This window comes from Acinetobacter johnsonii ANC 3681 (assembly GCF_000368805.1).
In the GTDB taxonomy this organism is placed as follows: Bacteria; Pseudomonadota; Gammaproteobacteria; order Pseudomonadales; family Moraxellaceae; genus Acinetobacter; species Acinetobacter johnsonii.
The window spans coordinates 86078-109758 of record NZ_KB849708.1 but is presented as its reverse complement, the minus strand read 5'-3'; the positions used below and the strand labels follow the sequence as shown (position 1 = coordinate 109758).

General features: G+C 40.3%; 25 protein-coding genes and 1 other RNA gene. 13 read left to right on the top strand and 13 right to left on the bottom strand.

Annotation, left to right across the window (positions count from 1 at the left end; translation table 11 throughout):
* Positions 1 to 82 precede the first annotated feature (82 nt).
* The 3 genes from F946_RS15470 to F946_RS15460 form a co-directional block, all read right to left on the bottom strand.
* On the bottom strand, positions 83 to 673 hold the full coding sequence (locus tag F946_RS15470; RefSeq protein WP_004984361.1) for a hypothetical protein: 591 nt from the start codon (positions 671 to 673) through the stop codon (positions 83 to 85).
* An 8-nt stretch (positions 674 to 681) separates the two neighbouring features.
* Positions 682 to 1977 carry a DUF2207 domain-containing protein gene (locus F946_RS17330; protein WP_004984358.1) on the bottom strand — a complete coding sequence of 432 codons (1296 nt, stop codon included), beginning with the start codon at positions 1975 to 1977 and terminating at the stop codon, positions 682 to 684.
* Positions 1978 to 2138: 161 nt separating this feature from the next.
* Positions 2139 to 3152 carry a hypothetical protein gene (locus F946_RS15460; protein ID WP_004984355.1) on the bottom strand — a complete coding sequence of 338 codons (1014 nt, stop codon included), beginning with the start codon at positions 3150 to 3152 and terminating at the stop codon, positions 2139 to 2141.
* Between the two features lie 432 nt (positions 3153 to 3584).
* On the opposite strand from F946_RS15460, the gene F946_RS17305 reads away from it, so the two are divergent.
* From F946_RS17305 to F946_RS17295, 5 genes are read left to right on the top strand one after another with little or no spacing between them, the layout of a single operon-like run.
* The gene (locus tag F946_RS17305; protein WP_004984353.1) at positions 3585 to 3728 is read left to right on the top strand and encodes a hypothetical protein; all 144 of its coding nucleotides are present in this window, start codon (positions 3585 to 3587) and stop codon (positions 3726 to 3728) included.
* A gap of 10 nt (positions 3729 to 3738) precedes the next feature.
* Positions 3739 to 3915 carry a hypothetical protein gene (locus F946_RS17300; protein ID WP_004984352.1) on the top strand — a complete coding sequence of 59 codons (177 nt, stop codon included), beginning with the start codon at positions 3739 to 3741 and terminating at the stop codon, positions 3913 to 3915.
* Positions 3915 to 4607: a hypothetical protein gene (locus tag F946_RS15455; protein WP_004984350.1), complete on the top strand. Its 693-nt coding sequence runs from the start codon at positions 3915 to 3917 to the stop codon at positions 4605 to 4607. The genes F946_RS17300 and F946_RS15455 overlap by 1 nt, the downstream gene beginning before the upstream one ends.
* Entirely contained in the window at positions 4597 to 4902 is a 306-nt protein-coding gene (locus F946_RS15450; protein ID WP_004984348.1) for a hypothetical protein, read from the top strand. Before F946_RS15455 ends, F946_RS15450 begins: the two co-directional genes overlap by 11 nt.
* A 13-nt stretch (positions 4903 to 4915) precedes the next feature.
* Positions 4916 to 5077: a hypothetical protein gene (locus F946_RS17295; protein ID WP_004984347.1), complete on the top strand. Its 162-nt coding sequence runs from the start codon at positions 4916 to 4918 to the stop codon at positions 5075 to 5077.
* A 32-nt stretch (positions 5078 to 5109) separates the two neighbouring features.
* Here the strand turns inward: F946_RS17295 and F946_RS15445 are convergent, their stop codons facing one another.
* Entirely contained in the window at positions 5110 to 5883 is a 774-nt protein-coding gene (locus tag F946_RS15445) for a hypothetical protein (protein WP_004984345.1), read from the bottom strand.
* 77 nt (positions 5884 to 5960) lie between these two features.
* Positions 5961 to 6317 carry a helix-turn-helix domain-containing protein gene (locus F946_RS15440; RefSeq protein ID WP_004984343.1) on the bottom strand — a complete coding sequence of 119 codons (357 nt, stop codon included), beginning with the start codon at positions 6315 to 6317 and terminating at the stop codon, positions 5961 to 5963.
* Between the two features lie 106 nt (positions 6318 to 6423).
* Between F946_RS15440 and F946_RS17200 the strand changes: the two genes are divergently transcribed.
* The 4 genes from F946_RS17200 to F946_RS15425 all read left to right on the top strand — a co-directional run bounded on the left by F946_RS17200 (position 6424) and on the right by F946_RS15425 (position 10152).
* Positions 6424 to 6597, top strand: coding sequence for a toxin-antitoxin system HicB family antitoxin (locus F946_RS17200; protein ID WP_004984342.1), 174 nt, complete (start codon positions 6424 to 6426; stop codon positions 6595 to 6597).
* Between the two features lie 128 nt (positions 6598 to 6725).
* A complete protein-coding gene (locus tag F946_RS15435) occupies positions 6726 to 7124 on the top strand; it encodes an ogr/Delta-like zinc finger family protein (protein ID WP_322783415.1) in 399 nt (132 codons plus the stop codon).
* Positions 7125 to 7133: 9 nt separating this feature from the next.
* On the top strand, positions 7134 to 9869 hold the full coding sequence (locus tag F946_RS15430) for a toprim domain-containing protein (RefSeq protein ID WP_004984340.1): 2736 nt from the start codon (positions 7134 to 7136) through the stop codon (positions 9867 to 9869).
* Positions 9870 to 9963: 94 nt separating this feature from the next.
* Positions 9964 to 10152: a hypothetical protein gene (locus F946_RS15425; protein ID WP_004984339.1), complete on the top strand. Its 189-nt coding sequence runs from the start codon at positions 9964 to 9966 to the stop codon at positions 10150 to 10152.
* Between the two features lie 27 nt (positions 10153 to 10179).
* Here the strand turns inward: F946_RS15425 and F946_RS15420 are convergent, their stop codons facing one another.
* Positions 10180 to 11328, bottom strand: coding sequence for a tyrosine-type recombinase/integrase (locus tag F946_RS15420; RefSeq protein ID WP_004984336.1), 1149 nt, complete (start codon positions 11326 to 11328; stop codon positions 10180 to 10182).
* A gap of 191 nt (positions 11329 to 11519) precedes the next feature.
* Positions 11520 to 11878, bottom strand: a transfer-messenger RNA (tmRNA) gene (ssrA, locus tag F946_RS17120).
* A gap of 130 nt (positions 11879 to 12008) precedes the next feature.
* Here ssrA and glpK point away from each other — a divergent pair.
* Positions 12009 to 13493, top strand: a complete 1485-nt coding sequence (gene glpK / locus F946_RS15415) for a glycerol kinase GlpK (RefSeq protein WP_004984334.1) — start codon at positions 12009 to 12011, stop codon at positions 13491 to 13493.
* Between the two features lie 96 nt (positions 13494 to 13589).
* Here the strand turns inward: glpK and F946_RS15410 are convergent, their stop codons facing one another.
* The 3 genes from F946_RS15410 to F946_RS15400 form a co-directional block, all read right to left on the bottom strand.
* The gene (locus F946_RS15410; RefSeq protein ID WP_004984332.1) at positions 13590 to 15119 is read right to left on the bottom strand and encodes a DHA2 family efflux MFS transporter permease subunit; all 1530 of its coding nucleotides are present in this window, start codon (positions 15117 to 15119) and stop codon (positions 13590 to 13592) included.
* Between the two features lie 6 nt (positions 15120 to 15125).
* Positions 15126 to 16277 (bottom strand): HlyD family secretion protein, encoded by a 1152-nt coding sequence (locus F946_RS15405; RefSeq protein ID WP_004984327.1) that lies wholly within the window; start codon positions 16275 to 16277, stop codon positions 15126 to 15128.
* A gap of 247 nt (positions 16278 to 16524) precedes the next feature.
* Positions 16525 to 17022 (bottom strand): thioesterase family protein, encoded by a 498-nt coding sequence (locus F946_RS15400; RefSeq protein ID WP_004694841.1) that lies wholly within the window; start codon positions 17020 to 17022, stop codon positions 16525 to 16527.
* Between the two features lie 108 nt (positions 17023 to 17130).
* Here F946_RS15400 and hemB point away from each other — a divergent pair, with 108 nt between their 5' ends.
* Positions 17131 to 18144, top strand: coding sequence for a porphobilinogen synthase (gene hemB, locus F946_RS15395; protein ID WP_004694843.1), 1014 nt, complete (start codon positions 17131 to 17133; stop codon positions 18142 to 18144).
* Positions 18145 to 18171: 27 nt separating this feature from the next.
* Entirely contained in the window at positions 18172 to 19281 is a 1110-nt protein-coding gene (gene thiO, locus F946_RS15390) for a glycine oxidase ThiO (RefSeq protein ID WP_004984325.1), read from the top strand.
* Between the two features lie 7 nt (positions 19282 to 19288).
* Here the strand turns inward: thiO and F946_RS15385 are convergent, their stop codons facing one another.
* The 3 genes from F946_RS15385 to F946_RS15375 all read right to left on the bottom strand — a co-directional run bounded on the left by F946_RS15385 (position 19289) and on the right by F946_RS15375 (position 22027).
* Positions 19289 to 20209, bottom strand: coding sequence for a TIGR01777 family oxidoreductase (locus tag F946_RS15385; protein ID WP_004984323.1), 921 nt, complete (start codon positions 20207 to 20209; stop codon positions 19289 to 19291).
* Positions 20210 to 20268: 59 nt separating this feature from the next.
* Entirely contained in the window at positions 20269 to 20715 is a 447-nt protein-coding gene (locus tag F946_RS15380) for an ABZJ_00895 family protein (RefSeq protein WP_004984321.1), read from the bottom strand.
* A 334-nt stretch (positions 20716 to 21049) separates the two neighbouring features.
* Positions 21050 to 22027, bottom strand: coding sequence for a GGDEF domain-containing protein (locus F946_RS15375; protein WP_004984317.1), 978 nt, complete (start codon positions 22025 to 22027; stop codon positions 21050 to 21052).
* A gap of 396 nt (positions 22028 to 22423) precedes the next feature.
* On the opposite strand from F946_RS15375, the gene F946_RS15370 reads away from it, so the two are divergent.
* Positions 22424 to 23677, top strand: coding sequence for an exonuclease SbcCD subunit D (locus tag F946_RS15370; protein ID WP_004984315.1), 1254 nt, complete (start codon positions 22424 to 22426; stop codon positions 23675 to 23677).
* Positions 23678 to 23681: the final 4 nt, after the last annotated feature.

Below are 23681 nucleotides of genomic sequence, written 5' to 3'. Positions count from 1 at the left end.
CTTTTCAATTTTTGCAAAATACAACATGTTTATAAAAATTTATGGCTTCGTTGCACAAAGCCATTGAATACTGAAAAGCTATTTAATCCAAATCTACAAATTCTTTAGCACACTTCAGTCGTTGATACTTGACGACATGTGATGCACCCACAAATAAGAATAAAATTGAAAAACATAGTGTTAAAATAAACTCTTTATAGTTATTACTTATATCCGAGTTATATTCCTTTGAAAAATAATACATGAGTAAAGCAGATAAAAACGACCAAAAAATATAAGCAGCCACAGACTTTTCTTTAATAGTTAACTCAGATTTTTTAGATTTATTTTTATCAAAGATATATTGATTTCCATCTTTCATTTCAACAGTATGACTTTCTTTATTGCAATAAATGTAGTTTTTCGCAATGTTATATAACTTAATCGCTTGATGCTGATCATTTCTTGAAAGGATATAGCTCAATACGTAATCTGGTACATTTCTTAGACCTAAAAATCTATTCTTTTCATGATTTTTCTGAAATGCAGTCAAACTATCATCAAGATTTTCACCACTTACATAAAGCTCCTCATATTGATCATAGCTTTTATGCACAAAGAAAAAATTAAGTAAACTATTCGCTATTGAATATATAAAAATCGAAATAAAAACAATTAGAAGAGATAAAAACATTTTTTAATTCAACCTCCACTTGTTTCTGATTGACTTGTACTATTACGTGGCTTGGTACTTGTAGAGTTTTCAGTAGTCTTGGTACTAGCAACTGATAGTGAAGCTGCTGCCTTGACCAGTTCACTACTTGTCTTAAGCTGTTCTTGCGCTATATCACCAATTTTCTGATAACCACTTGGATCAATTTCTTTACCAAAATACTTTAGTGCTAATTGTTCTTTGATTTCATTCGACTTTTCCTCACCAAGCTCGGCGGCATATTGAGGGAATGCTAGTAGCTCAAGATGCGTTTGTTCTGCTTGATCAGCAAGTCGTCGATAATGGGTAGAGATTTTTAAATAGTAAGCAATTAAAATCCCGAAGAAGACTACAATCATGATTTTTATCGAAATAAATTGAGAAAAGTCTATTGCCTTAAATATAAAGGCTATAATCGTTATTAAAGATAACATTAAACTAAATACTGTAACTCCAATAAATTTACTTTCACTATTTTTTGATCTAGCTGTGTTCTTATGATAAGAGTTTAAATATACGTTTTCTGTCTTAATCTGCTGAATCTTTTTCCAATCACTTTGTATTTTACTAAAATATTTTTCAAATTTATCGATCATTCCATCTCTATCCAAAACTACTTCATTCATAAACTCTTCAAATGCTTTATATTTGATACGATTTTCTTCAAATTGTTTGCTTTTAATTTCTTGAAGTTCTTTATCGTAGCCTCTGATTAAACTACCAAAGCTCTTATCATTATTTTCAAAAATAGTTTTTAATCTTTCTCTAAGAGAATTGATCTCTGATTGATTTCTTACTTGATTTTTTTCGATTATTTCGTTCAGTCTATCTCTTGCAATATCAATTTCTGCATTAATTTTATTTGCATTCTCCTCAAGCAATCGCTCCTGTAAGCCATCAATCCTTTTTCTATAATTAAAATCAATAATACTTATTAACTGTACATCATTTAATAAATCTTGTGTTTTATAAGAATATCTTAATAGTTCATCAACCTTTTCATTATAAGTTCTATCACTACGCACTGCACTTCGAATCTGCCCTTCTATCGATTTAACTTTGCGATAGACAAAGTCAAAAACGAACTCTTCGTCCAGAAGACTTTTTCTTTCATATAGACCCTCTTGAAACTGCGGTAAGAATGAATCTATATATCTTCGTAGTATATCTACCTTTCGAATTTCCGATTCAGAACCATCAAAATCTGTTTGATTCAAAAAGCTTTCAAGCTCTCTTCTTATATTATGAATTACATGAAATATATCTTCTAGGTTTCTATTCGCCATAACTATCTTCTATCTATTTGCCCCCATGCATCGTATCAACATGACCCGATCCATTAGCTCGAAATGAGCCAAACCATTGTACTAAAAGGGAAAAATTAATCTACTCAAATCCCCAAAAAAAGCCCTCCAATGGAGAGCTTTTAATTTTTCTTTGCCTGATATTACGATGACGTAGTGCTACCCTTGGCTTTTACCAACTCTGCACTTGCCTTAATCAACTCTGTCCCAGCAGAAAGTTGATCCTTCATCAAGTCCCCAATTTTATCATTCTGTGTTTGATCCAATTCTTTACCGAAGTATTTCAATGCTAACTCTTTGATTAATTCCTGCTTGTCTTCTTCTTTCAGCGATCGCACATGAATTGGAAATGCATCAATTTCGACATGTGTTTGATATGCTTGATCCTGTAATTTTTTGGCATGCGAAGCACGTCTTAGAAAGATCGAACACAAAGTTATTGCTAATGCTAATATCAATAATTTTATAGATACAAAAGTTATCCAATTTATTGAATTTTCATTTGCGTAATAGGCAATTGAAAAGAACGTTAGCGCAGCAGATACACCAAGACAAATATAAAAATATTTATAATATGCATTTGATTCCGCCTCATATTTCGTTGCCAAATTACTGTATATCTGATTTGTTGATCTCATCTCTAGAGCGAGGCGTACTGACTCAAGATCTTTTACTTTTTCAGCTACTTCATTAATTTTAGGCTGTAATTGCTTATTGAAGAGATCATTTGAATTTTTAATTGCTAACATCGATTGCTTTATAACTTTCATACTGCTATTAAATTCAAAGACATATTCATACAACTTATTAAAATCTTTGAATGAAACCTCACCTAATGAAGTAACTCTATTCTGTAAACTTAAGAACTCATCAGATAAAAAACTCCATAAATCATCATTATCTAATAAATTTAAGTAAGTTGATAAAGAAAGGATATGCATACTAAATTCTTTATCACAAAATTCTCTTAAATACTTATAATGATCATCAAGTGTTAATAGATTAATTTCTACTTCTTCACTACTTTTAATTTCAGCTAAATAAATAGAAATAGCATTCAAGGTTTTTTCAAAACTACTTATTATCTCATGAGCTCTAGGGCCAATATCATCTGTCTTATTTTCAATTTTTGATTGTTCTTCATTTAAATCATTCATTTTTAAATTACTCTATAACTTGCCCCCATGCATCGTATCAACATGACCCGATCCATTAGCTCACAATGAGCCAAAGCATTGTATCAAAAAGAACTTTTCTTCTATATACAAATAGAATAAAGAATAGAGTTATAAAAGAATGATCAAAGTTAAAAACAGTTGACTAAAAAAATATTTAAATTATATTGTCCATATCACAGCAAAATCTGTGATCAGGCGTGGAAACCTGTTTATCATCAAAGAGCGCAAAACCAAAGTCGCTTATGCGGCATTTTTTTTGCCCACTGTTTAGCAGTCGTTATGGCAGGCTAGGCAGGGCAGCTTCGTGCTGGCCGTTACTCTTTGAGCGGTATTTCCACCCCTGTTTAGTCTGCCACCATTCCGTGGAAAGAATGTTGGTAGGTGTTAAATCTTATCAAAGAGAAAACGACTATGAACACTCAAAACAAAAGTGTGCATTCAGCACATGTACGCCTCGACACCCTCTGTCTACAACGCTTACAAGCATCTAACTTTGCTCAACCCCAAATTCATAAACAAATTTTAAATTTTATTCGCCTACGTTTCACACGTTAAGGGGAATCGTATGCCTAAAATTTATATCAACACTGAACTCGGTACAGAAAAGCGCTGTACCCTTTGTGGCGACTACTACCCTCTCGACACAGATTTCTTCTATAAAAATGGTATTTGGCGTGGCAAAACACAATGGAGATCACATTGTAAAGCTTGTTTCACAGAAACCTATCGGGGAGAAAAATAATGAAAAATATCCTCCTTCAACACCAAGAATATCCACTCATTGCCTCCCCTCAACTCGCTAAAGAGCTGGGGACTGCAGCAGCCACATTCTTGCAGAAATTGCACTTCCTCATAAGTGAAAATCGGAAGTACAAACAAAAGAAAAACCTCACTGTCCACCAAAACCGTAAGTGGTGGTTTCACACCTTTGAAGAGTGGCAGTCCACACTGGGTTTGTTCAGTGTCTCGACCATCAAAAGAGCTGTGGCCAAACTCAAAGAACTCGGCTTAATTGAGATCAATAAGCTCTCAAAAATTAAGTCTATACGGGTGAATTACTACACCATCAACTATAAAAAATTAAAGCAACTGTTTGGGATTAGCATCTCACAGCCAACTAAAAAAGATCCTGGTACTCCATCTTCTGCTGAGCCAATTAAAGGCAATGATGCTCCAATTAATCCAGTTGCAACAAAGGAGGATTTATCAGTCTTTCACAGCGACTATCGCTCACTGTATTTACAGCTTCGCCAGTACAAACTAGACATTGCCCATGACGATCCACGACTACACCAGTGGCTCAACATCGCTCGAAAAATAATTACCTACACTGCTTCAGCACCAACACGACTCAACATCAACAGGTGGCAATGGCACACGCCTGAACAAATTCTACCAACCGAATTTTTACGAGGGACTGATCATGGGTATTGAAAAGCACGTTATGCGCCTACAAGAGCCAAGTACCAAGAAGCGTAAGTTCTTCATCAGTTCAAAGCATTTGTACCGCTTACTCGATACAGACGTGTCATATAAAACATTCGTTGAAACCAACATTACCTGGTCTCGCCTGCGTGAGCATATCGACTACCATTTCAATGAAGAGCATGAGACCTACAACCTTTCTATCTGTGCTGTGCAGGCTATTTTGATATTAGAAAATACAGAAAAAAGCTGGCGATTCTTCAATGAACTGTCCGACCTGATAAACAACGGTTTTAACCGTTAAGAGGGGGAATATCATGGATATTCAAACAAGATTATCATTATTAGATCAGCACTTATCTTTACTCATTGAATCGACGGAAAGCTGTGATTCTTTAACTGGGGAGTCGGTGGCTGCGACATTATTTATTATTCAGGAACAGGTACGGCAGATTCAAAAGACTGTAAATCAAGAATGATAAAAAAAGCCCTCTTAGGAGGGCTTTTTTTATCAGTAGCGTCTTCTATATTCACTGTAGTTTGAACAAGTAGAATTACTTTGCATATCTAATTTTTCTCTGTCTTCTTTCTTCTTTTGTTCATCATAAATTCTATATGCATTGTAAAACTTGGACAAAAACATAGATGTATCATCCATTGCAATAGCTAACATCGGAAAAAGAAAGGCTAAGAAAAAAGTAATGGTTCCAAAAATCACAGGAAATGCAAAATCATAAAAGTTTGTCGAAGTTAAAACTAAATATGAAAAAAATAGTGAATATAAAATCAACACTATAAAAAATGCATAGAAGCTTATGCTTGCCATTTTTTTTGTATTTTTGACTTTTTCAACATTTGAATAATATTGCAGGCTATTACTTTTACTAAATCTAAAGCTAAAACACTCATAGATATCGATATTTTTTTCATATTTTAAATATCCAAATTTGTATCCTCTTTTGAACAAATACATCATTTCGTTTAAATCTATAAGCTTTCTTTCATTTAACTCTAAGAGTAGATCAACTAAAAATGAATCTACATCTTTACTGCCAACTAAATCACAAGCAGCTGCATCTTTAACGTGCTTGGAAAAATTATTTTTTCTAGCATTCTTGGAAAATTTTTCATCATACTCAATGCTAGATTTAAGCTTCTTATTCAAAAAATTTTCATGATGATTCTCAAACTCTTTAAATTTGTAAAAAATCATGGCTATAGCGGTTAATGCAGAGAAAAATACACCTCCGAATGCCAATAAATTTTTTATATCTTCTGGAGCCATAAATACCACATATTATAAGGATAATTTTAATTATGAATTGAATGAGTAAATTCTCATTTACTCATTGTTAAATATGATTATTTTTTACCAAAACTTTCCGCAAAATTACGCACTAAAGTCATTAGCGTTTGATGCTGCTCAGGATCAACCTGATCCCAATATTTCAACAACTCTTTTGCTTCATCAGAAAGTAAATCAGGCTGGGTCCGTTCACCAGTGATCAAGTACCAAACATCCACACCCGCTTTATGCAGCGCTTCTAAGTCTTCCTGCCCCATAACGCGCTCGCCTTTCTCGTAGCGCATTACAGCCATGTTTTTCTTACCAAATAACGCAGCGAAATCTTTTTGCGACAGATCTAAGCGTGATCGTTCCTGACGAAGGCGTTCGCCTCTTTGATCGTTATTCTCATTTACCATTTGGGATAAATCCATATATTAATTATCCCAATTGGGATAATATTGCTTTGCTTATTTACCATTTTAACAAAGTTCTCTATTCACCACAGTTTAATAACTGTGGACTCAAAAGGAAACAAACATGGCTACTCAAGAGTCTCAAAAAGAAGTACAGATCAGCTTTCGCACTACACCAGAAAATCGTCGTCTCGCTCGTATCGAAGCAGCAAAGCTCAACATGTCACTGAACGAATGGATTAAAAGCCTTGTTGAAGCTGAACTAGAAACTTCACCTCAAGAAACAAAATCATCATAAGGCACACCTTTTGAGCCACTCACAGATTTACGGGGTTCTGTTTACAGATTTTTACAATTCTGTGTAAAGCAAAAAATATTAAGTACTTGGTGTCGGGAGCAACAACTACTTAATTCAATTCAGAGGTAATGATGAGTAAATCAATTGGTTTCTACTGCCCGCACTGTGGAAGACGTATGTATGTATCTAGTCGTAAAAAGCCCTCTCCTCTTTTACACGAACTGATTGTGAGCTGTCAGAACGACCAGTGCCTTGCCAGCTTTGCAGCCAGTCTAGAAATGGTTCGCCCAATTCAAAACAGCATCAATCCAAACATCGAAGTTCAAACCGGGTTACCGCAGCACAAACGTCAATGGGAAGTAGAACTAGAACATCACCTGTCCAGTTTAGAAATGATGACTGTGATCGACAAACAACAAGAAAACTATGTTGAAGGCTTTATCTCTGCCTTATTCCACTCATCCACGATTGATTTGACCAAAGCCAGTGTCTACCGCAATCGGCTTAAACAAATCAGACTCTTATAAGGCGTAGATATGTATCACCTACAGCAACGGATAGATGACCGACTCAACCAGTTATTCCATTTCAAGAAAAAAGGTGAATGGTATCGAGAGGGAGTCTGTCCGAAATGTAAAGAAAAAGAACTCTATACGCATGCAATCACCCCACGTATGGTGAAGTGTGGACGGATCAATAAATGTGGCTACGAAGAACATGTCAAAGAGATCTGTGAGGAGCTTTTTAAAGACTGGTCTGAGTATCACCCGCAAACAACAGCAAACCCACATGCAGCAGCAGATGCTTACCTCAAAGAAGGCCGTGGTTTTGATATCTCAAAGCTCAAGGGGCTGTATACCCAAGAGCTGTATCGTTCACCTAAAAACCGAAGCCTCGTTACAGCGACCGTTCGTTTTAAATTGGCTGAAGGTATTTATTGGGAACGCCTGATCGACCGCCCTGAACGCTTCGAACGCATGAAGGCTAACTTCATTGGAAAGTGGTCTGGCCTTGCTTGGACAGTGCATGATTTAGATGCACTGTGTAACGCAGGCAGTATTTGGATTACTGAAGGTATCTTTAATTCGATCGCACTTAGTCAATCAGAATTGATCAGTATGAGTAATATGAACAGTGGGAATTACCCTGCTGTACTTTTAGAGCAAATTAAGAACCGCTGTCATGAACTCAATAAAAGTAGACCGCGTTTAGTTTGGGCTTTGGACAATGATCCTGCAGGGAAAAAATATCTAGCGAAACACCATAAACGCGCAACGGATGAAGGGTGGATTTCTACTGCTGCCCTACCACCTGCGCCAATGAATGGTAAATCAGTCGACTGGAATGATTTGTTCCAAAGAGGACAGCTCACAGAAAAAGACCAGGATAAATATCTGCACTTCGGAAAGTTACAGATTTCAGAAACGCCTGAAGAAACAGGTTTATTAATTTACAATTTTTACGGTAGCAGTTTAAGCCAATTCTTTTTTAATCACCGTTTCCGTACCTACTGGTGGGAGCTTGATTATGAAAAATATAACAAGGCTGTTCAGTATGTAGAAGAATCTCAAAGCACTGTACTGACTGAAGAAGAAATACGGATTCAAGCATTAAAGACCTGCTCTTCAGCAAAAGAGATTTGTAATGCTCAGCTTGAGCCACTTTATTTCCAACGAAATGAAATTACCGATGAGTCCTGGTACTACTTTCATATTCAGTCACCGTGGGGTGAAGTTAAAACCACATTTACCGCAGAGCAAATGTCCTCTCGCAGCAAGTTTAAACCACGTGTATTAGCCGTATTATCGGGAACTATTTGGTCAGGTAACGACCATCAGCTAGAAACATTCATCAAGCGTAAAACAGAGCGTCTACGTGAAGTAAAAACTATCGACTTTATTGGCTACTCTAAAGAATATGAAGCCTATATTTTTGATAAGTTTGCTGTGCATAAAGGTCAAGTTATCCACAAAAATCAGCATGACTTTTTTAAAACAGGCAATAAGGAAATCAAAACCTTAGCTGCATCCCCTGTTATTCATTTAAATGCGAAACAAGAGTTTTCACCGACATGGTGGAAAGACTTTTATGCACTTCAAGGAGAGAAAGGATTAATCCTTTTAGCTTGGTGGACAGGCACATATTTTGCCGAGCAGATCCGCGCTATCAATTCCTCTTATCCATTCTTTGAGTTCGTCGGACAAGCTGGCTCAGGTAAATCTACCATCATTGAGTTTTTATGGAAGCTGAGTGGCCGTGAAGCCTATGAAGGTTTCGATCCAAACAAATCAACCAACGTGGCGATTTACCGTAACTTTGCCCAAACCTCCAATATGCCAATCGTACTAATTGAAGGTGACCGTAACGACCAGGCTGGATCTCAAAAAGCAAAGTTCAGTTGGGACGAATTAAAAGATGCTTATAACGGTCGAGCAATTCGCTCTAAAGGCCTAAAAACCGCAGGAAATGAAACCTACGAGCCACCTTTCCGTGCTGCGGTAATGATTAGCCAAAACACCCCGATTCAAGCATCTGAAGCAGTGTTATCTCGTACGTTGCATATTTCTGTAGACACTAAAAATCACAGCTTAGAGAAAAAGCACGTTGCCACTCGACTGACACAGATGAGTTTAGAAGATGCATGTAAATACATGACCTTTTGCTTAAAGAATGAGGAAAGCATCCTCAAAACTTATACCGAAAAACATAAAGAAATTGAAATTGAGCTACATCAAAAAGGCATTACCAATACCCGTATCGCCCTCTGTCATGCCCAAGTGTCAGCCATGATTGATGCCATTGCGGAGCACGTCTTTAAAGATGCAATCGATTTATCTGACATCTGTGATGCCAAAAGATATTTAGAGGGTATGGCCATGCGACGTATTGAAGAAATTGCAGCAGATCATCCATTTGTTCAACAGTTTTGGGATGCATTTGAATATCTCAATAGTATTCGTGGTACCAGCTTCCAATTGAACCATTACGCAACTACAGATTCGCAGATCGCCATCAATCTGAATGAGGTCTACAAAGTTGCTGCACGTAATTATCAGGCACTACCTGAGATCAATGAAATGCGGAATTTATTAAAAACAAGTAAGCGCTACAAATTCATTGAGGCAAACAAAACCGTTCGTTCATCACACCAACCTGCAGATGAAAGTAAAGCTATTCAAGGCTATGGCAATCAACCAAGTATTAAAGAAGACCGTATCGTCAAATGCTGGATTTTCTCTAACCCTTATCAAGCTGCAGGTGGGAAAAAATGAATATGACCGAAGTAACAATTTTATTAAGCACTTCAAGCTTTTGTGGTGCTGTCTATTTTTTGACTGAAACAGTTAAGTAAAGAGGGAAACTATAATGAAAGAAACTTCATCTACGATCGTAAAATGGTACTCAATGAGACAAGTGGCTGCTGAGTTAGGTATGGCAGTCAATACATTTAAAAAACACTATTTGGAAAAATACCCACCTGATCGATCATCAGATAAATATAAAGGATGGACCGAAACGTCCTTAAATAAGATCAAAAAAGAAATAGGCGCTTAAAGCGCCTTTTTTACTTTCTTTTAATTGTTAGACAATCCACTTTTCAACTTCATTGCTATACCAGTTCATTAATTCAACGCGCTCTGGCCAGTATTCAGCTCTGTTATAAATCTTGCTCGTTTTATCTGCTTTTGTCGTTTTATTGACATGCGCAATTTGATAATCAATCACTTCTGCCCTAAACAGCTTACTTTCATTTGCATGGGTAGAAAATAATGTCCTAAATCCATGTGTGACCATCTCATTTGCATAACCGTTTCTTTTTATGACTACCAAAGGCGTTTCAGAAGTCATATGCTTCCAAGGCTCACGTGTATGTTTGAAGATAAAGCCGTCATCACTCCGGGTGTGAAATAAAGCCATAAATAGATCATAGACTTGAGGTGATAAAGGAACCATTAATTCCTTTCGTCGTTTCATACGAAATGCTGGAATTAGCCACACTTTATTTTCAAAATCAATTTCACCTGAATCCCATCTCGCTTTTAAAAGCTCGCTGATTCGAGTACCAGTAAAACAGGCCAGTTTTAGAACAACTTTAGTAATTGGAAACGCATTACATTGCTCTAAACGTCTAAAAAACTCAGGCATTTCACTCGCAGGTAAGCACGGATAACTTTGAACCTCATGCTCAGGAATAAGCTCACCGACTAAAATACATGGGTTCTTTTCTGTATATCCTGATGCGATCGCAAAGTTAAAAACTGCATTGAGTAAACGTAGACAACGTGTGGCTGTTTCGAGTGTTCCTTTGGCCACAATTTCTTTTACTTTGGATGAAACCTGAAAGCGAGTGATTTCATCTAAAGGCAACTCTAAAAAATCTTCAGTGATGTAGTCCAAACGGTATTTAACCGTGCTGATATATTTTTCACTAGACCACTGCGGACTCATTAATTCAAACCATTCATCACACACTTGTTTTAAATGATGAGAGACCTTTGATTTACCTGAAACCTCGGCCTTAAAGTCCCTTGCAATTTTTCTTATGTCTTTACAGCCTACTTCGGGATATTCACCCAGTTGTTTTCTGGTCTGCTTTCCTTCAATTCGATATGAAAGTACCCATTTCTTTTTCCCAGTAGGAAAAACCTCAATAGAAAGCCCTTCCCCATCTGCTATTGAATATCGCTTTTCTTTTGGTTTAAGACTTTTAACTTGGATGTCTGTAAGCATTCTTATTGTTACACGCGTGTCACTATTGTGTCACAAGTATATTTGATAGAAAGCAATTATCAATGACTTACAATAACAGACGCTGATAAACAACAGGCAGAAAAAAAGCCCTGATTTATTTCTAAACCAAGGCTTTTATTCACTTTTTTGATTAAATCTGATCATTAGCGATCATCTTTAATCGGGAATTTTGGTGGAGGTGGCGGGAGTTGAACCCGCGTCCGCCAGCACTACGCTCGAGAATACTACATGCTTAGATATCGTCTACTGTTTTAACTCTTTGTGACCCGACGAACAGGGTACAAATCGCGATCCTCTTAATTTAGTACAAAACCCCGAGGCTTGGTTTTATACGGACTTGTGTGCGTGCGCTTCAGTCGGACTCTCTAACCACAAGTATTCGGAGAGGCGGACAAGCTGCCCTTAGGCAGCTAGAGCGTATGATTCGTCGTTTGCGACTAAAAAATGCAAATTTGATTTACGAGAGAAAATGCGCTCTCGACATGCATCTATGAGTTTCATCACCAGCGTCGAAGCCAGAAACACCCCCAAAGTAGCGACAATCATAGCATAGTTGCTAGAAAATACGATCTATTTTCTAAACAAACACACATATTGATGCGCTTAATTACATAATTGCGCTAATATTTTGGTTTTCAAGTCCAACAATAAAATAATTTATGAGCTACTTACTTGCACTCGACCAAGGAACCACTTCGAGTCGTGCCATTATTTTCAATGAACAAGGTCAAGTTCAGGCAACGGCGCAACGCGAAACACGTATACATACCCCCCAATCAGGCTGGGTAGAACAAGATGCCCAAGAGATTTGGAGCTCACAAATTGCTGTTGTACAGCAGGCTCTGGCCTCTGCTCGTATTTTAGCCAAAGACATCAAAGCCATTGGTCTTACTAACCAAAGAGAAACGACTGTCGTATGGGATAAACGTACAGGACAGCCGCTTGCACCAGCCATTATCTGGCAAGACCGTCGCGCATTTGAATGGTGCAATCAGCTCCTACAGCAAAACTTAAAAGATAAGATTCAATCCAAAACTGGACTCCGAATTGACCCTTACTTTAGTGCAGGAAAATTGGTCTGGTTACTTGAGCATGTCAATGGTCTACGCAGACTGGCTGAACAGGGGCATGTGGCCTTTGGCACGATTGATAGTTGGCTGATTTGGAATCTTACCCAAGGTGCTCAACATGTCATGGAAGTCAGCAATGCCTCTCGCACCATGCTCATGAACTTAAGTACCCAGCAGTGGGATGAAGAGCTATTAGATTTATTTAATATTCCGTCTGCATTACTACCGAAAATCATCAACTCAGATACCTACGTCGCAGATACCGCGGCAGGCTTGCTCGGTGCCAATATTCCGATCACAGGCATATTAGGCGACCAGCAGTCTGCACTGTTTGGACAGTCCTGTTTTGACATTGGGACTGCAAAAAACACCTATGGCACAGGTTGTTTTATGCTGTTCAATACAGGCGAGACCGTTCAATACAGTAACAACAAACTGCTTTCGACACTGGGTTGGAAAACGCAAAATCAAACCACTTATGCCCTAGAAGGCAGTGTATTTATGGCAGGTGCGATTGTTCAGTGGCTACGGGATAATTTAGGCATTATTCAAAAAAGTAGCGATGTTGAAAAATTAGCTTGTACAGTTAAAGATACCGATGGCGTTATGCTTGTTCCTGCATTTACTGGACTTGGTGCGCCACATTGGGACAGTGAAGCGCGTGCCCTCTTATGTGGAATGTCACGCGGCACCAATAAGGCCCATATTGCTCGTGCAGCCTTAGAATCCATTGCCTTTCAAGTCTCGGATGTACTGACCGCCATGCAAGCCGATATCCAGCAGCCGCTGAAAGAGCTCCGTGTCGATGGTGGCGCCAGTCAAAATGACATGCTCATGCAGTTTCAAGCCGATATTTTAAATGTGCCTGTACTACGCCCTAAGATGCAGGAGTCGACCGCATGGGGCGCGGCTGCTATGGCAGGCTTAAGGTCTGGCGTATTTTCAAGTTTGGATGAAATTGCACAGTCTTGGCAGCTTGAACGTGCTTTTGAACCGAAAATGAGTCCAGATCAACGTGAGTTTCATTTGCAACAATGGCAATCTGCCTTAAAGCGTGCAAAGTCAGAACTTTGATTATTTAACGCTATTGTTTTGAGATAACAAAAACATCATAAAACTGCATAACATGCATAATAAAAAACCGCTTCAAGAAAGCGGTTTTTTATTACCTTAATGCGCATGCCCGCCACCGCCTGCCCCTATTTTAGGTTTAGGACAGAGCCAAATAATAGATGCTGCAAATAGGAACACCAAGGCCAAGATTAGGAAAATATAGTTTGCCGATAGAGTCAACGCTTCTTTATCCACCAAACTAGAAATATAACCTAATGCACCTTCCGCGCTCATTCCCTGCTGCATCAACACCGACTGAGTTTGATCTGTATGCAAACTACCGACCATTTCGCTACGTGCAACTTTGGTATGGTCGTCCCAAATAGTGACAGCAATAGAGGCACCTATCGCACCTGCCATGGTTCTTAAGAAGTTCATTAAACCTGCGGCAGATGCCATTTCATGCGGCAATACCGATGACAGTGCCATATTTGATAATGGGATAAAGAAAAATGGTACAGCAAAGCCTTGCAAGATTTGCGGCAATGCCAATGCAAAAAAGTCTGCATCTGTGGTCCAGAACGAGCGCATCAAGGTCACCCCGCCCAAGATGCTCAAACCAAAACTGGCCAGTGCACGTTGGTCATATTTGGTTGCCAATTTCGCCACAATGGGTGACATAGCTAAACTACCAAAACCCATGGTTGCGGTTAAATAACCGGCCCAAGTTGCGGTATAGCCCAAATTGATCTGTAACCACTGCGGAATCAGCACAATACTGCCAAAAAATGCGCCAAAGCCAAAGGCCAGTGCCAAGACAGAAATCGTGAAACTACGGTATCTAAAGATTTGGATATTCACCACTGGATGCCGTTCGGTCAGCTCCCAAATGGTAAAAATCACCAAGCCAATCACAGCCGTTAAAGCCAGTACCACGATCGCTGGGCTATTAAACCAATCGCGTTCATGCCCCAGATCGAGCATGAGCTGTAATGCTCCAATCCATAAAATCAGGAGGATCAATCCACCGCGATCAATTTTGAGTTTGGCCGTGGCGGTTTCCGCAGGTTTAAGCAAACGCATCGCAGCAAAAGCACACGCGATCCCAACAGGAATATTAATAAAGAAAATCCAATGCCAAGACATGTTGTCACTGATGGTTCCTCCTAAAATCGGACCAAGAATCGGGCCAACCACCGTCGTCATTGCCCACATGCCCATGGCTTGGGATTGCTTTTCTGGAGGGAAAATCCGCATCAGTAACATCTGACTGAGCGGCATGATCGGGCCACCAAATAAACCTTGACCAATTCGGCAGAAAACCAGCATTTCTAAACTGGTCGATAAACCACACAGTACCGAAAATATGGTGAAGCCAATCAGACTTAAGGTAAAAACCCTCACTCCACCAAAACGACCTGCGAGCCAGCCTGTTAAGGGAACACAAATCGCTTCAGCCACGGCATAAGAGGTAATCACCCATGTTCCTTGTGAACTCGATACTGCAAGGCTTCCCGTAATATGAGGCACAGAAACATTGGCAATGGTCATGTCCAGCACGACCATAAAGTTGGCCAAAGCAAGGACGAAAGCCGCCAGCATCAGGCGACCACCCTTTAAGTCACCATAGGGAACGTAGCTATTCATGCGCAACTACTTCGATTTCAAATCGATTTGAGCTTCCATCGACAAGCCAACACGTAAAGGATGTTCAGCCAACTCTTTCGGGTCGAGTTGAATACGTACAGGCAAACGCTGTACCACTTTAATCCAGTTGCCTGTGGCATTTTGTGCAGGAATCAGCGCGAAGGCAGAACCTGTTCCACCAGAGAAGCCCAAGACCGTGCCATGGAACTCAACCGAGTCGCCATACAAATCTGAGGTTAAAACCGCTTTTTGACCTGGACGTACATTTTCCAGCTGGCTTTCTTTAAAGTTCGCGTCCACATATAACTGTGAAATTGGCACCACCACCATGAGCACAGAACCCGGTGCCACACGCTGTCCAACTTGAATTTTTCGGCTCGTCACCACCCCATCAAATGGTGCTTTAATTTCAGTACGTTCTAAATCAAGTAAAGCTTGTTTCAGTTTTGCTTGAGCAACCAAAACATCGGGAGTCGAATTTTCATTGCTGCCTTGAATTAAAGCTTCATTTGCAGCCAAATTGCTTTGCGCAGCTTTCTGACTGGATTTAGCCTGCGCCCAACCCGCTTGCGCCAAGTTATAGCCCGCTTGTGCATTATTTAAAGCAGCTTGTGCCGTGCTTAATTCTTCTTTAGAAATCGCGCCTGTCGCACTCAACTGCTGACGACGATTCAAGTCATCTTGCGCTTTATCTAACTCTGCTTTGGCTTTAGCCACTTGTGCTTCAGCACTGTGAATAGCATCATCACTCACAAAGACTTGCGAGTTTAGAGAGCTGCTGTTGGCCGCACTTTGTTTATACTGGCGCTGTGCTTTAAGTAATTCGGCCTGAGCTTGCGCTACAGCAATTTCAGCATCACGATGATCGACCAAAACCAGCACATCACCTTTTTTTACAGTTTGCGTGTCACTGACCAAAACTTTTTCAACTTGGCCTGTCACCATAGAGGTAATCGAGGCCGTTTCCGCGCCCACATAAGCATTATCAGTTGAAACCGAATGGTTAAAGAACAGTTTCCAAATCAAGAATAAAATGGCAGCAATGATCAGGATCACAGCCACGAAACCTAAGCTTTTCTTACGTTTAGCTTTCAGTGCTTGATCATTGATTTGATCGGCTGGATCAGTATCTGGCAGTGTATTTGAGGCATCTGTCATTGATTTTTCCTAAATCTAACAGACTTGGTCAGCCGGCATCATCCCTGCGAAAGGGACATCAGACAAGTATTGTCTGCATTGGTGTCGATGAGAAAGTCACAATAAAATTTGATGCATTCTAAGAGCAAATAATCACATTTTGAGAAAATAAATTGTAACTGCTCAGTCTATTTTAGTTTTCAGCATCCAACTTCCTATTAGATGCTGTAGATTTCACTTGAATATTAACTACTTAATTAATTTAAAACTAATAAGCATAAGAAGCAATCGCTGTTGCAATCGATTTGCCTTCATCATTGACCATGGTCATGCGCATCGTGCAGCCTTTACGCCCCAATCTTAGGGTTTCAGCACGGGCAATAAAGTATTTTCCACGTCCCGGCGCAAGATAATCAACTCGCATATCGACTGTAGCTAAACGGGATACTTTTTTAATGGTGTCCGCAATCGTGTCAGGTTCCGCTTTTTTATACAGCTCCCCCATCGCTACAATACCACCAATACTGTCCAAAACCGTTGCAGCCACGCCCCCGTGTAGAATCTGGAACGCAACATTGCCAATTAAGTAATCTTGCATATCGATATAGGCTTCAATTTGCCCGTCAACGACTCGCATAGTCATGGTGTTGTGCTTAAAAAATGGCGACGCATTAAAAGCCTTAACCAACTGCTCAAAAACCACATCTATATCCACTTTTGCTCCTAAGTGTATGCTGCCCGTCCAGCTTTTTTCACCACTACTCATAACAATCTGCTTCACTCTTAAAACAATAAAAACCCGTCAATATGTGCCCAAAGCCATAAGATAGGTCTACAATACTGACCTAGTTTAATACCGATTATCGAGATTTGTATGACCTATACGTTCAACCGTCCCGCCTTCCCCGCTACTCGCATGCGCCGTATTCGTAAAAATGAACATCTGCGCTCTATGGTTCGCGAGACCCATTTAACGACAGATCATCTTATCTATCCAGTATTTGTACTGCCGGGACAAAACCAAACGCAAGACATTCCCAGTATGCCGAAGGTGCAACGCCTATCTGCGGACTTACTCTTAAAAAAAGCAGAACGTTTACTTGAACTTGGCGTATCGAAACTGGCGCTATTTCCAGTTACTCCCCAAGAAGATAAAAGCTTAAGTGCCGAAGCAGCATGGCGTGAAGATGGTGTGGTTCAAAACACGCTACGTCTGCTCAAAAAAGAATTACCTGAAATGGTGCTGATTACCGATGGAGCACTTGACCCGTATACTACGCATGGTCAAGACGGCATCATTGATGAAACAGGTTATGTACTCAATGACGAAACCGTTGAAGCCCTGATCAAACAAGGGTTAAGCCACGCTGAAGCTGGAGCAGATGTCTTTGCGCCAAGTGACATGATGGATGGTCGTATCGGTGCGATTCGTCAAGCCTTTGAAGCCAATGGTCATATCTACACCTCAATCATGGCCTATTCAGCAAAATACGCGTCGAGCTTCTATGGCCCTTTCCGTGATGCGGTCGGTTCATCCAGCAACCTTAAAGGTGGCAACAAATACAACTATCAAATGGATGTCGGCAACCGCGCAGAAGCATTACATGAAATTGCCCTTGATATTCAAGAAGGGGCTGACATGGTGATTGTGAAACCGGGTATGCCGTATTTGGACATTGTCCGCGAAGTCAAAGACAACTTCGGCGTGCCAACTTTCGTTTACCAAGTCAGTGGCGAATATGCCATGCTCGCAGCGGCCATCCAAAACGGCTGGTTATCGGACAGCGTGATTATTGAATCACTGATGAGCTGCCGCCGCGCGGGTGCAGATGGCATCTGGACCTATTTTGCAGAAGAAGCGGCACTGAAACTAAAAGACATGAAATAACAGCGCGTTTAAAAGGATTGAATTTCAATGCATATTGCCATCATTGGCGCAGGAATCAGTGGTTTACTGACAGCGCTTGAGCTGATTGAACACGGTTGTTCGGTTGAGATTTTTGACCAACAGCAAGCGGGACAAGCGGCTTCATGGGCAGGTGGAGGGATTCTCTCCCCGATGTACCCATGGCGCTATCCACAAAGTGTCAATGACCTCGCCAAATATGGCCAAAGCATATATCAAGCATGGAATGAAAAAATTAGTCCGGTTTCGGGGATAGATTTTGAAATCCACGAAACAGGTATGCTGATTTTTGATGAAGCTGATTTTGACATTGGCCTAAATTATAAAGATCAACACCAAGAACCGATGCAGCATTGTGAACTTTTGCAACGCGAACAACTGGAACAGGTCAATCCGCGCATTTCTTCGCACTTTCAACAAGCCATCCATTTTCCACAGTTAGCCAATGTCCGTAATCCTCGACTGCTCAAGTCGATTGTGGAATATCTCAAACGGCAGCCACAAGTCACCTTTCATGAGCAAGCGTGGGTACATACCTTTGACATGGTCAATCAGCAAGTTCAAGGGATAAAAACTGCCGATGGTCAGAGCTATTCAGCGGATCATGTGGTGATTGCAACAGGCGCATGGTCACAGCATTGGTCCGAACAACTCCAGTGCAGCATTCCAGTGAACCCCGTACAAGGACAAATGCTGCTGTTTAAAACCCCTGAAAACTGGCTACCAACTATGTGTATGAATCAGGTTATGTATCTGATTCCACGTTTGGATGGTCATATCGTTTGCGGTTCAAGCATGGCGGATGTCGGTTTTGACCAACGCCCTTCTTTACAAACCCAGCAAAATATTTATAAAGCATGTTTGGACATGGTGCCTGAGCTGGCTGATTTTCCGATTGTGAAACATTGGGCGGGTCTACGCCCAAGTTCACCCACGGGTGTTCCTTATATTGGAGCATTCCCTGAAATAGCCAATCTCTGGGCAAACTTCGGTCACTATAGAAATGGTCTATGTATGGGGCCTGCATCTGCACGACTGCTACGCGAATTGATGTTGAGCCAAAGCTTAACGGTTGACGCCAGTGCCTATAGCCCTGAGCGTTTAGTAAGCTTTGCTTGATCAAACGCTATTTGGGTAAATTTTGCGGTTGAATAATGTGGATCAAGGCTTCTTTTAAAGTGGGATATTTAAACTCAAACCCCTGTGCTTTCAATGCTTCGGGGCGAACAAATTGACCATTCAGCACCAGTTGAGACTGCTCACCTAAAAGTAACTTCAGCACAAAAGCAGGTAAAGAAAGTACAGGTCTACGTTTCAGAATTTGCGCTGCGGTTTGTGCAAATGCTGACTGGGTGACTTTTTCTGGACTGACGACATTAAAGACTTGTGCAGTGGTTTCATGCAACATTAGAAACTCAATCGCTCGCAGCACGTCTTGAATATGCACCCACACCACAGGTTGTCGCCCCGAACCAATACGTCCACATAAGTTCATTTTGATCGGAAACAACATTTGCGGCAAAATGCCGGCCCCACGTCCAAAGACCACGCCTAAACGAATAATTTTGGTATTTTGCGAAGTGTCTTGCCGTGCAGATTGTTCCCATTTTTGACACAACTCTGACATAAAAATAGACTGCGGAGCTGACTGCTCATTACAACACTCTGTCCATTGTTCAGTTGAATCAATACCGTAATAGCCCACTGCCGAACCCGAAATAATACATTTCGGTTGAATCTTTCTTTTAGCGAGATATTGATAGAGCATTGTCGTGGTTTCAACACGACTGGCAATCAGCTTTTGTTTGCGGGCATCTGCCCAACGCCCCTGAGCAATACTTTCCCCTGCCAAATTCACCACATAATCAATGCGATCATGCTTGAGTTCTTCTAAAGCTCGAATCCAAGTCAAATGTGGGTGAATTTTAGGCAAATTTTTCTGTCGGCTTAAGCCGATCACTTCATAATCTTTTTCTAATAAATAATCGAGCAAGTTTGAACCAATAAAACCACTTGCTCCTGTCACCAATACACGTTCTTTTTGCATAGCGTGATCTCAAATGATGCTTTTGCTCAAACTATAGCATTTAGAAGAAAGCTTTACGATTAATCGATCATTTTTGCTGCCATACGCTCTGCTTGTTTGCCATAAAACCAGTAAGTCAGCACATACAGCGGAATCGCGATCAATAAAATCAAAATCACCACCATACTGATAAATTGAGGTTGTTGAACGTAGAGCATAAAGTTTTGCCAAACTTCGGCATCTCCCTGCGCAAAGATAAATAAACCTAACATGAAAAAGGCAAAGTTATAGCTCCAAAAAATCAGACTAAAACCTAAAGCGAATTTCTTCCGCTCTGCTTGGGTTGGCGCACGGCGCTGCTGCTTAATAAATTTAAGTAAAACCCAAATCATGGCCACCAAATAAGGTACAGCCGTTAATACCGCTCCCATCCCTGTCGGAAGTAGAGCAGCGAGTACACCACAGACACAACTAAAGACAAAACATATGAAAAAAAACCAGAGAAAATATCGTGTTAGCGAAATCATAGCGCTACTTTAAACCCAGCCAAAAAATCATTATAAAAAAAATTCAGTTTTTTTTCATTTTTATGTCAACCAATCGAAGTTGATGTGCGTTAAATAGGGTACAAGGTCGCAGCAACCGTCAACATTGTACCGGCATCCACAATACGTACGGTGACCTTTCCTAGAGCAATAAGATTGGCTCCAAATTTAAATGTTGTCAGCAGCCGACATTTAAGCGTGAAGCAGTTTTCTTTGACCGACGATTTCATCATCACTCGAATCGTCGGTCTTTATTTTTTTGAGGACTGATTTTTCAGTGCTCCCCCACCTCAATAGATGAAGAAGCCCTTAAAAGTTAATATGAGTTTAAGTGCTGGACGTCTTCTGCATCCTGAATGACATAACCATTACGTCCCTGCTCTTTGGCCAAATACAGATTCTGATCGACCTCTTTTAAAAAGGCCATTTTGTCATTTTTCTGGGTTGGGATAATGGTTTTCACCCCTAAACTGACCGATAAACGCTGATCCAATGGCGATGAGCTATGGCAAATATCAGCGGTTCGAATACTCTGTAAAATACGCTCCACCACTTCAATTGCAGACGCTTGTGAGGTATCGGGTAATATCAAAACAAACTCTTCCCCGCCAAAACGCGCCACCAAATCACGTGGACGTGAGACACTTTTTTTCAGTATTTGTGCAATCTGTTTCAGACAAGCATCACCGAGAATATGGCCATTATAGTCGTTGTATTGTTTAAAATAATCGATGTCTAATAACATGATGGTCAGTGGTTGCTGTTCACGTTGCGCATTGAGCCATTCACGTTGGTAGCTATCTTCAAAGAAGCGGCGGTTGGCAATCCCCGTTAGACCGTCTTGATAAGAATATTCTTCCAGTTGCTTTTTCAGTGTTTCTAATTCTTGTTCCTGTTTTTTACGCTCCGAAATATCGAACATAAATCCAACCAAACTATCGACTTCCCCGTCTGGTTTTCGCACTACATGCACCACATCGCGAATCCAAATATATTCTCCATTGATGGTCAGTGCGCGATAGTCTGCTTCATGATCAACCCCCGAAATCGACTGCGCCACACAAAAATCAACCACCCATGCACGATCATTTTCATGCATTCGCATCGCCCAATCTTCGACTGTTCTCCACGAGTCTTGCTTCCAACCCAACACTTTTTCAATTTGTGGGCCAATATAACTAAACGTTTTGGTTTCCCAATCAATACTCCAAGGAATAGCAAGTGTTGATTCAATCAGCGTCTTATACACCAGATCATTGACAATACGGGGCGAATTGAAAATAGAATCAGACATAGTTACGTTCTCCTTATACCCTGTCCTACTCAATACATGACTTATTTTTTAGACATTCTGCATAAATCATTCTTATAAAGTCTCAAAATTGAATCCGTGAACGAGCTGCACATTTCCTTTATGACTATGACACGATATACAATTTCATAGAATTACATAATACCCTATTAAAAGAACATTTTTTAATCATAATTTATCTATTTACTATAGTGTTAATCAAATAAACCCATCACTTTCTTTTTCACATAAACACTCACTGATTTCTCTGTAGAGTTTAACTTAACAATAGGCACTCAACTGCAGGTCAGAGGTTGTCGCCGTAGCGACAATTATCCATCGAATAATTTTGATTTATGTTAGCTTATAGCTCTATTGCGCTTTGAGCTTGGGGGATCTATGGCTGTTCGTTTTTTTCATACATCTGATTGGCATTTGGGACAGTTTTTTTATAACCATTCCCGTCAGTATGAACATGAACAGTTTTTAGCATGGTTACTGGAACAAATCAGTGCAAGACAGCCAAATGCGCTTTTGATTGCAGGAGACATTTTCGATGTCATCAACCCTGCATCGTCCGCACAAAAGCAACTCTATCAGTTCTTAGCAGATGCGCATGCACGTGCACCGCATATGCAAACCCTGATGATTGCAGGCAACCATGACTCAGGCTACCGCATTGAACAAGTTGAACCGTTATTGGCCAAATACAATGCCAAAGCGGTGGGAGTAATTCATAAAAATAGTCAACAGCAGATCGATCTTGAGCACTTATTGGTGCCAATTTTAGATGAGCAACAAAATACTGTGGCATGGTGTCTGAGCCTGCCCTTTTTACGTCCTGCTGAAATTACAGGCTTTAATGAACACACCACCAATAGCCAAAACGCGATTGCCTATTTGCATCAACAATTGATCGCCGAGGCTAAAGCTCGAAAAACAACGGATCAAGCCCTGATTTTAATGTCTCATGCACATATGCAAGGCGGCGAAACCTCTGACTCTGAGCGTCCTATTGTAATTGGGAATGAAGAAGCACTCTCCACGACATTATTTGATGAAATCATTGACTATGTGGCACTCGGGCATTTGCATAAACCGCAAAAAGTCGGTGAAGAGCATATTCGCTATAGTGGCTCCCCAATTCCACTATCTTTTAGTGAAATTAACTATAAGCATCAAGTGGTTGAAGTGACACTTGATCCCACACAAAACGATTCCTCCCGTTTTCAGTTGAATGTTTTAGCGATACCACGAAGCATTCAACTGCATAAAATACGCGGTGAATTAAATGAAGTACTGGAAAAGCTGCAAGCATTGCCTCAAGGCATCATCCCAGAGATTGATCAACGTGAATATGTCGATATTGAATACCATACTACTGTTCCACCGCAGCCCAATTTAAGACAACAATTCGAAGAGGCTCTCCCCAAAGACCGTTATCGTTTAGTCCGTATTTCACGTCAATATTTAGCGACTGAGCAAGACCGCAATGCACCTGCTAAAGTAAGTTTAGAACCGCCTACACCAGAAAAACTGTTTCAGCAAATTTGGGAAAAACAGGGTTATCACAATGATGCAGAAGTGTTAAACGATTTCATGAGCTTAATGCATGAAGCAGAACAATCCCTTGCAGATGAACACGAGGCTTAAAGGT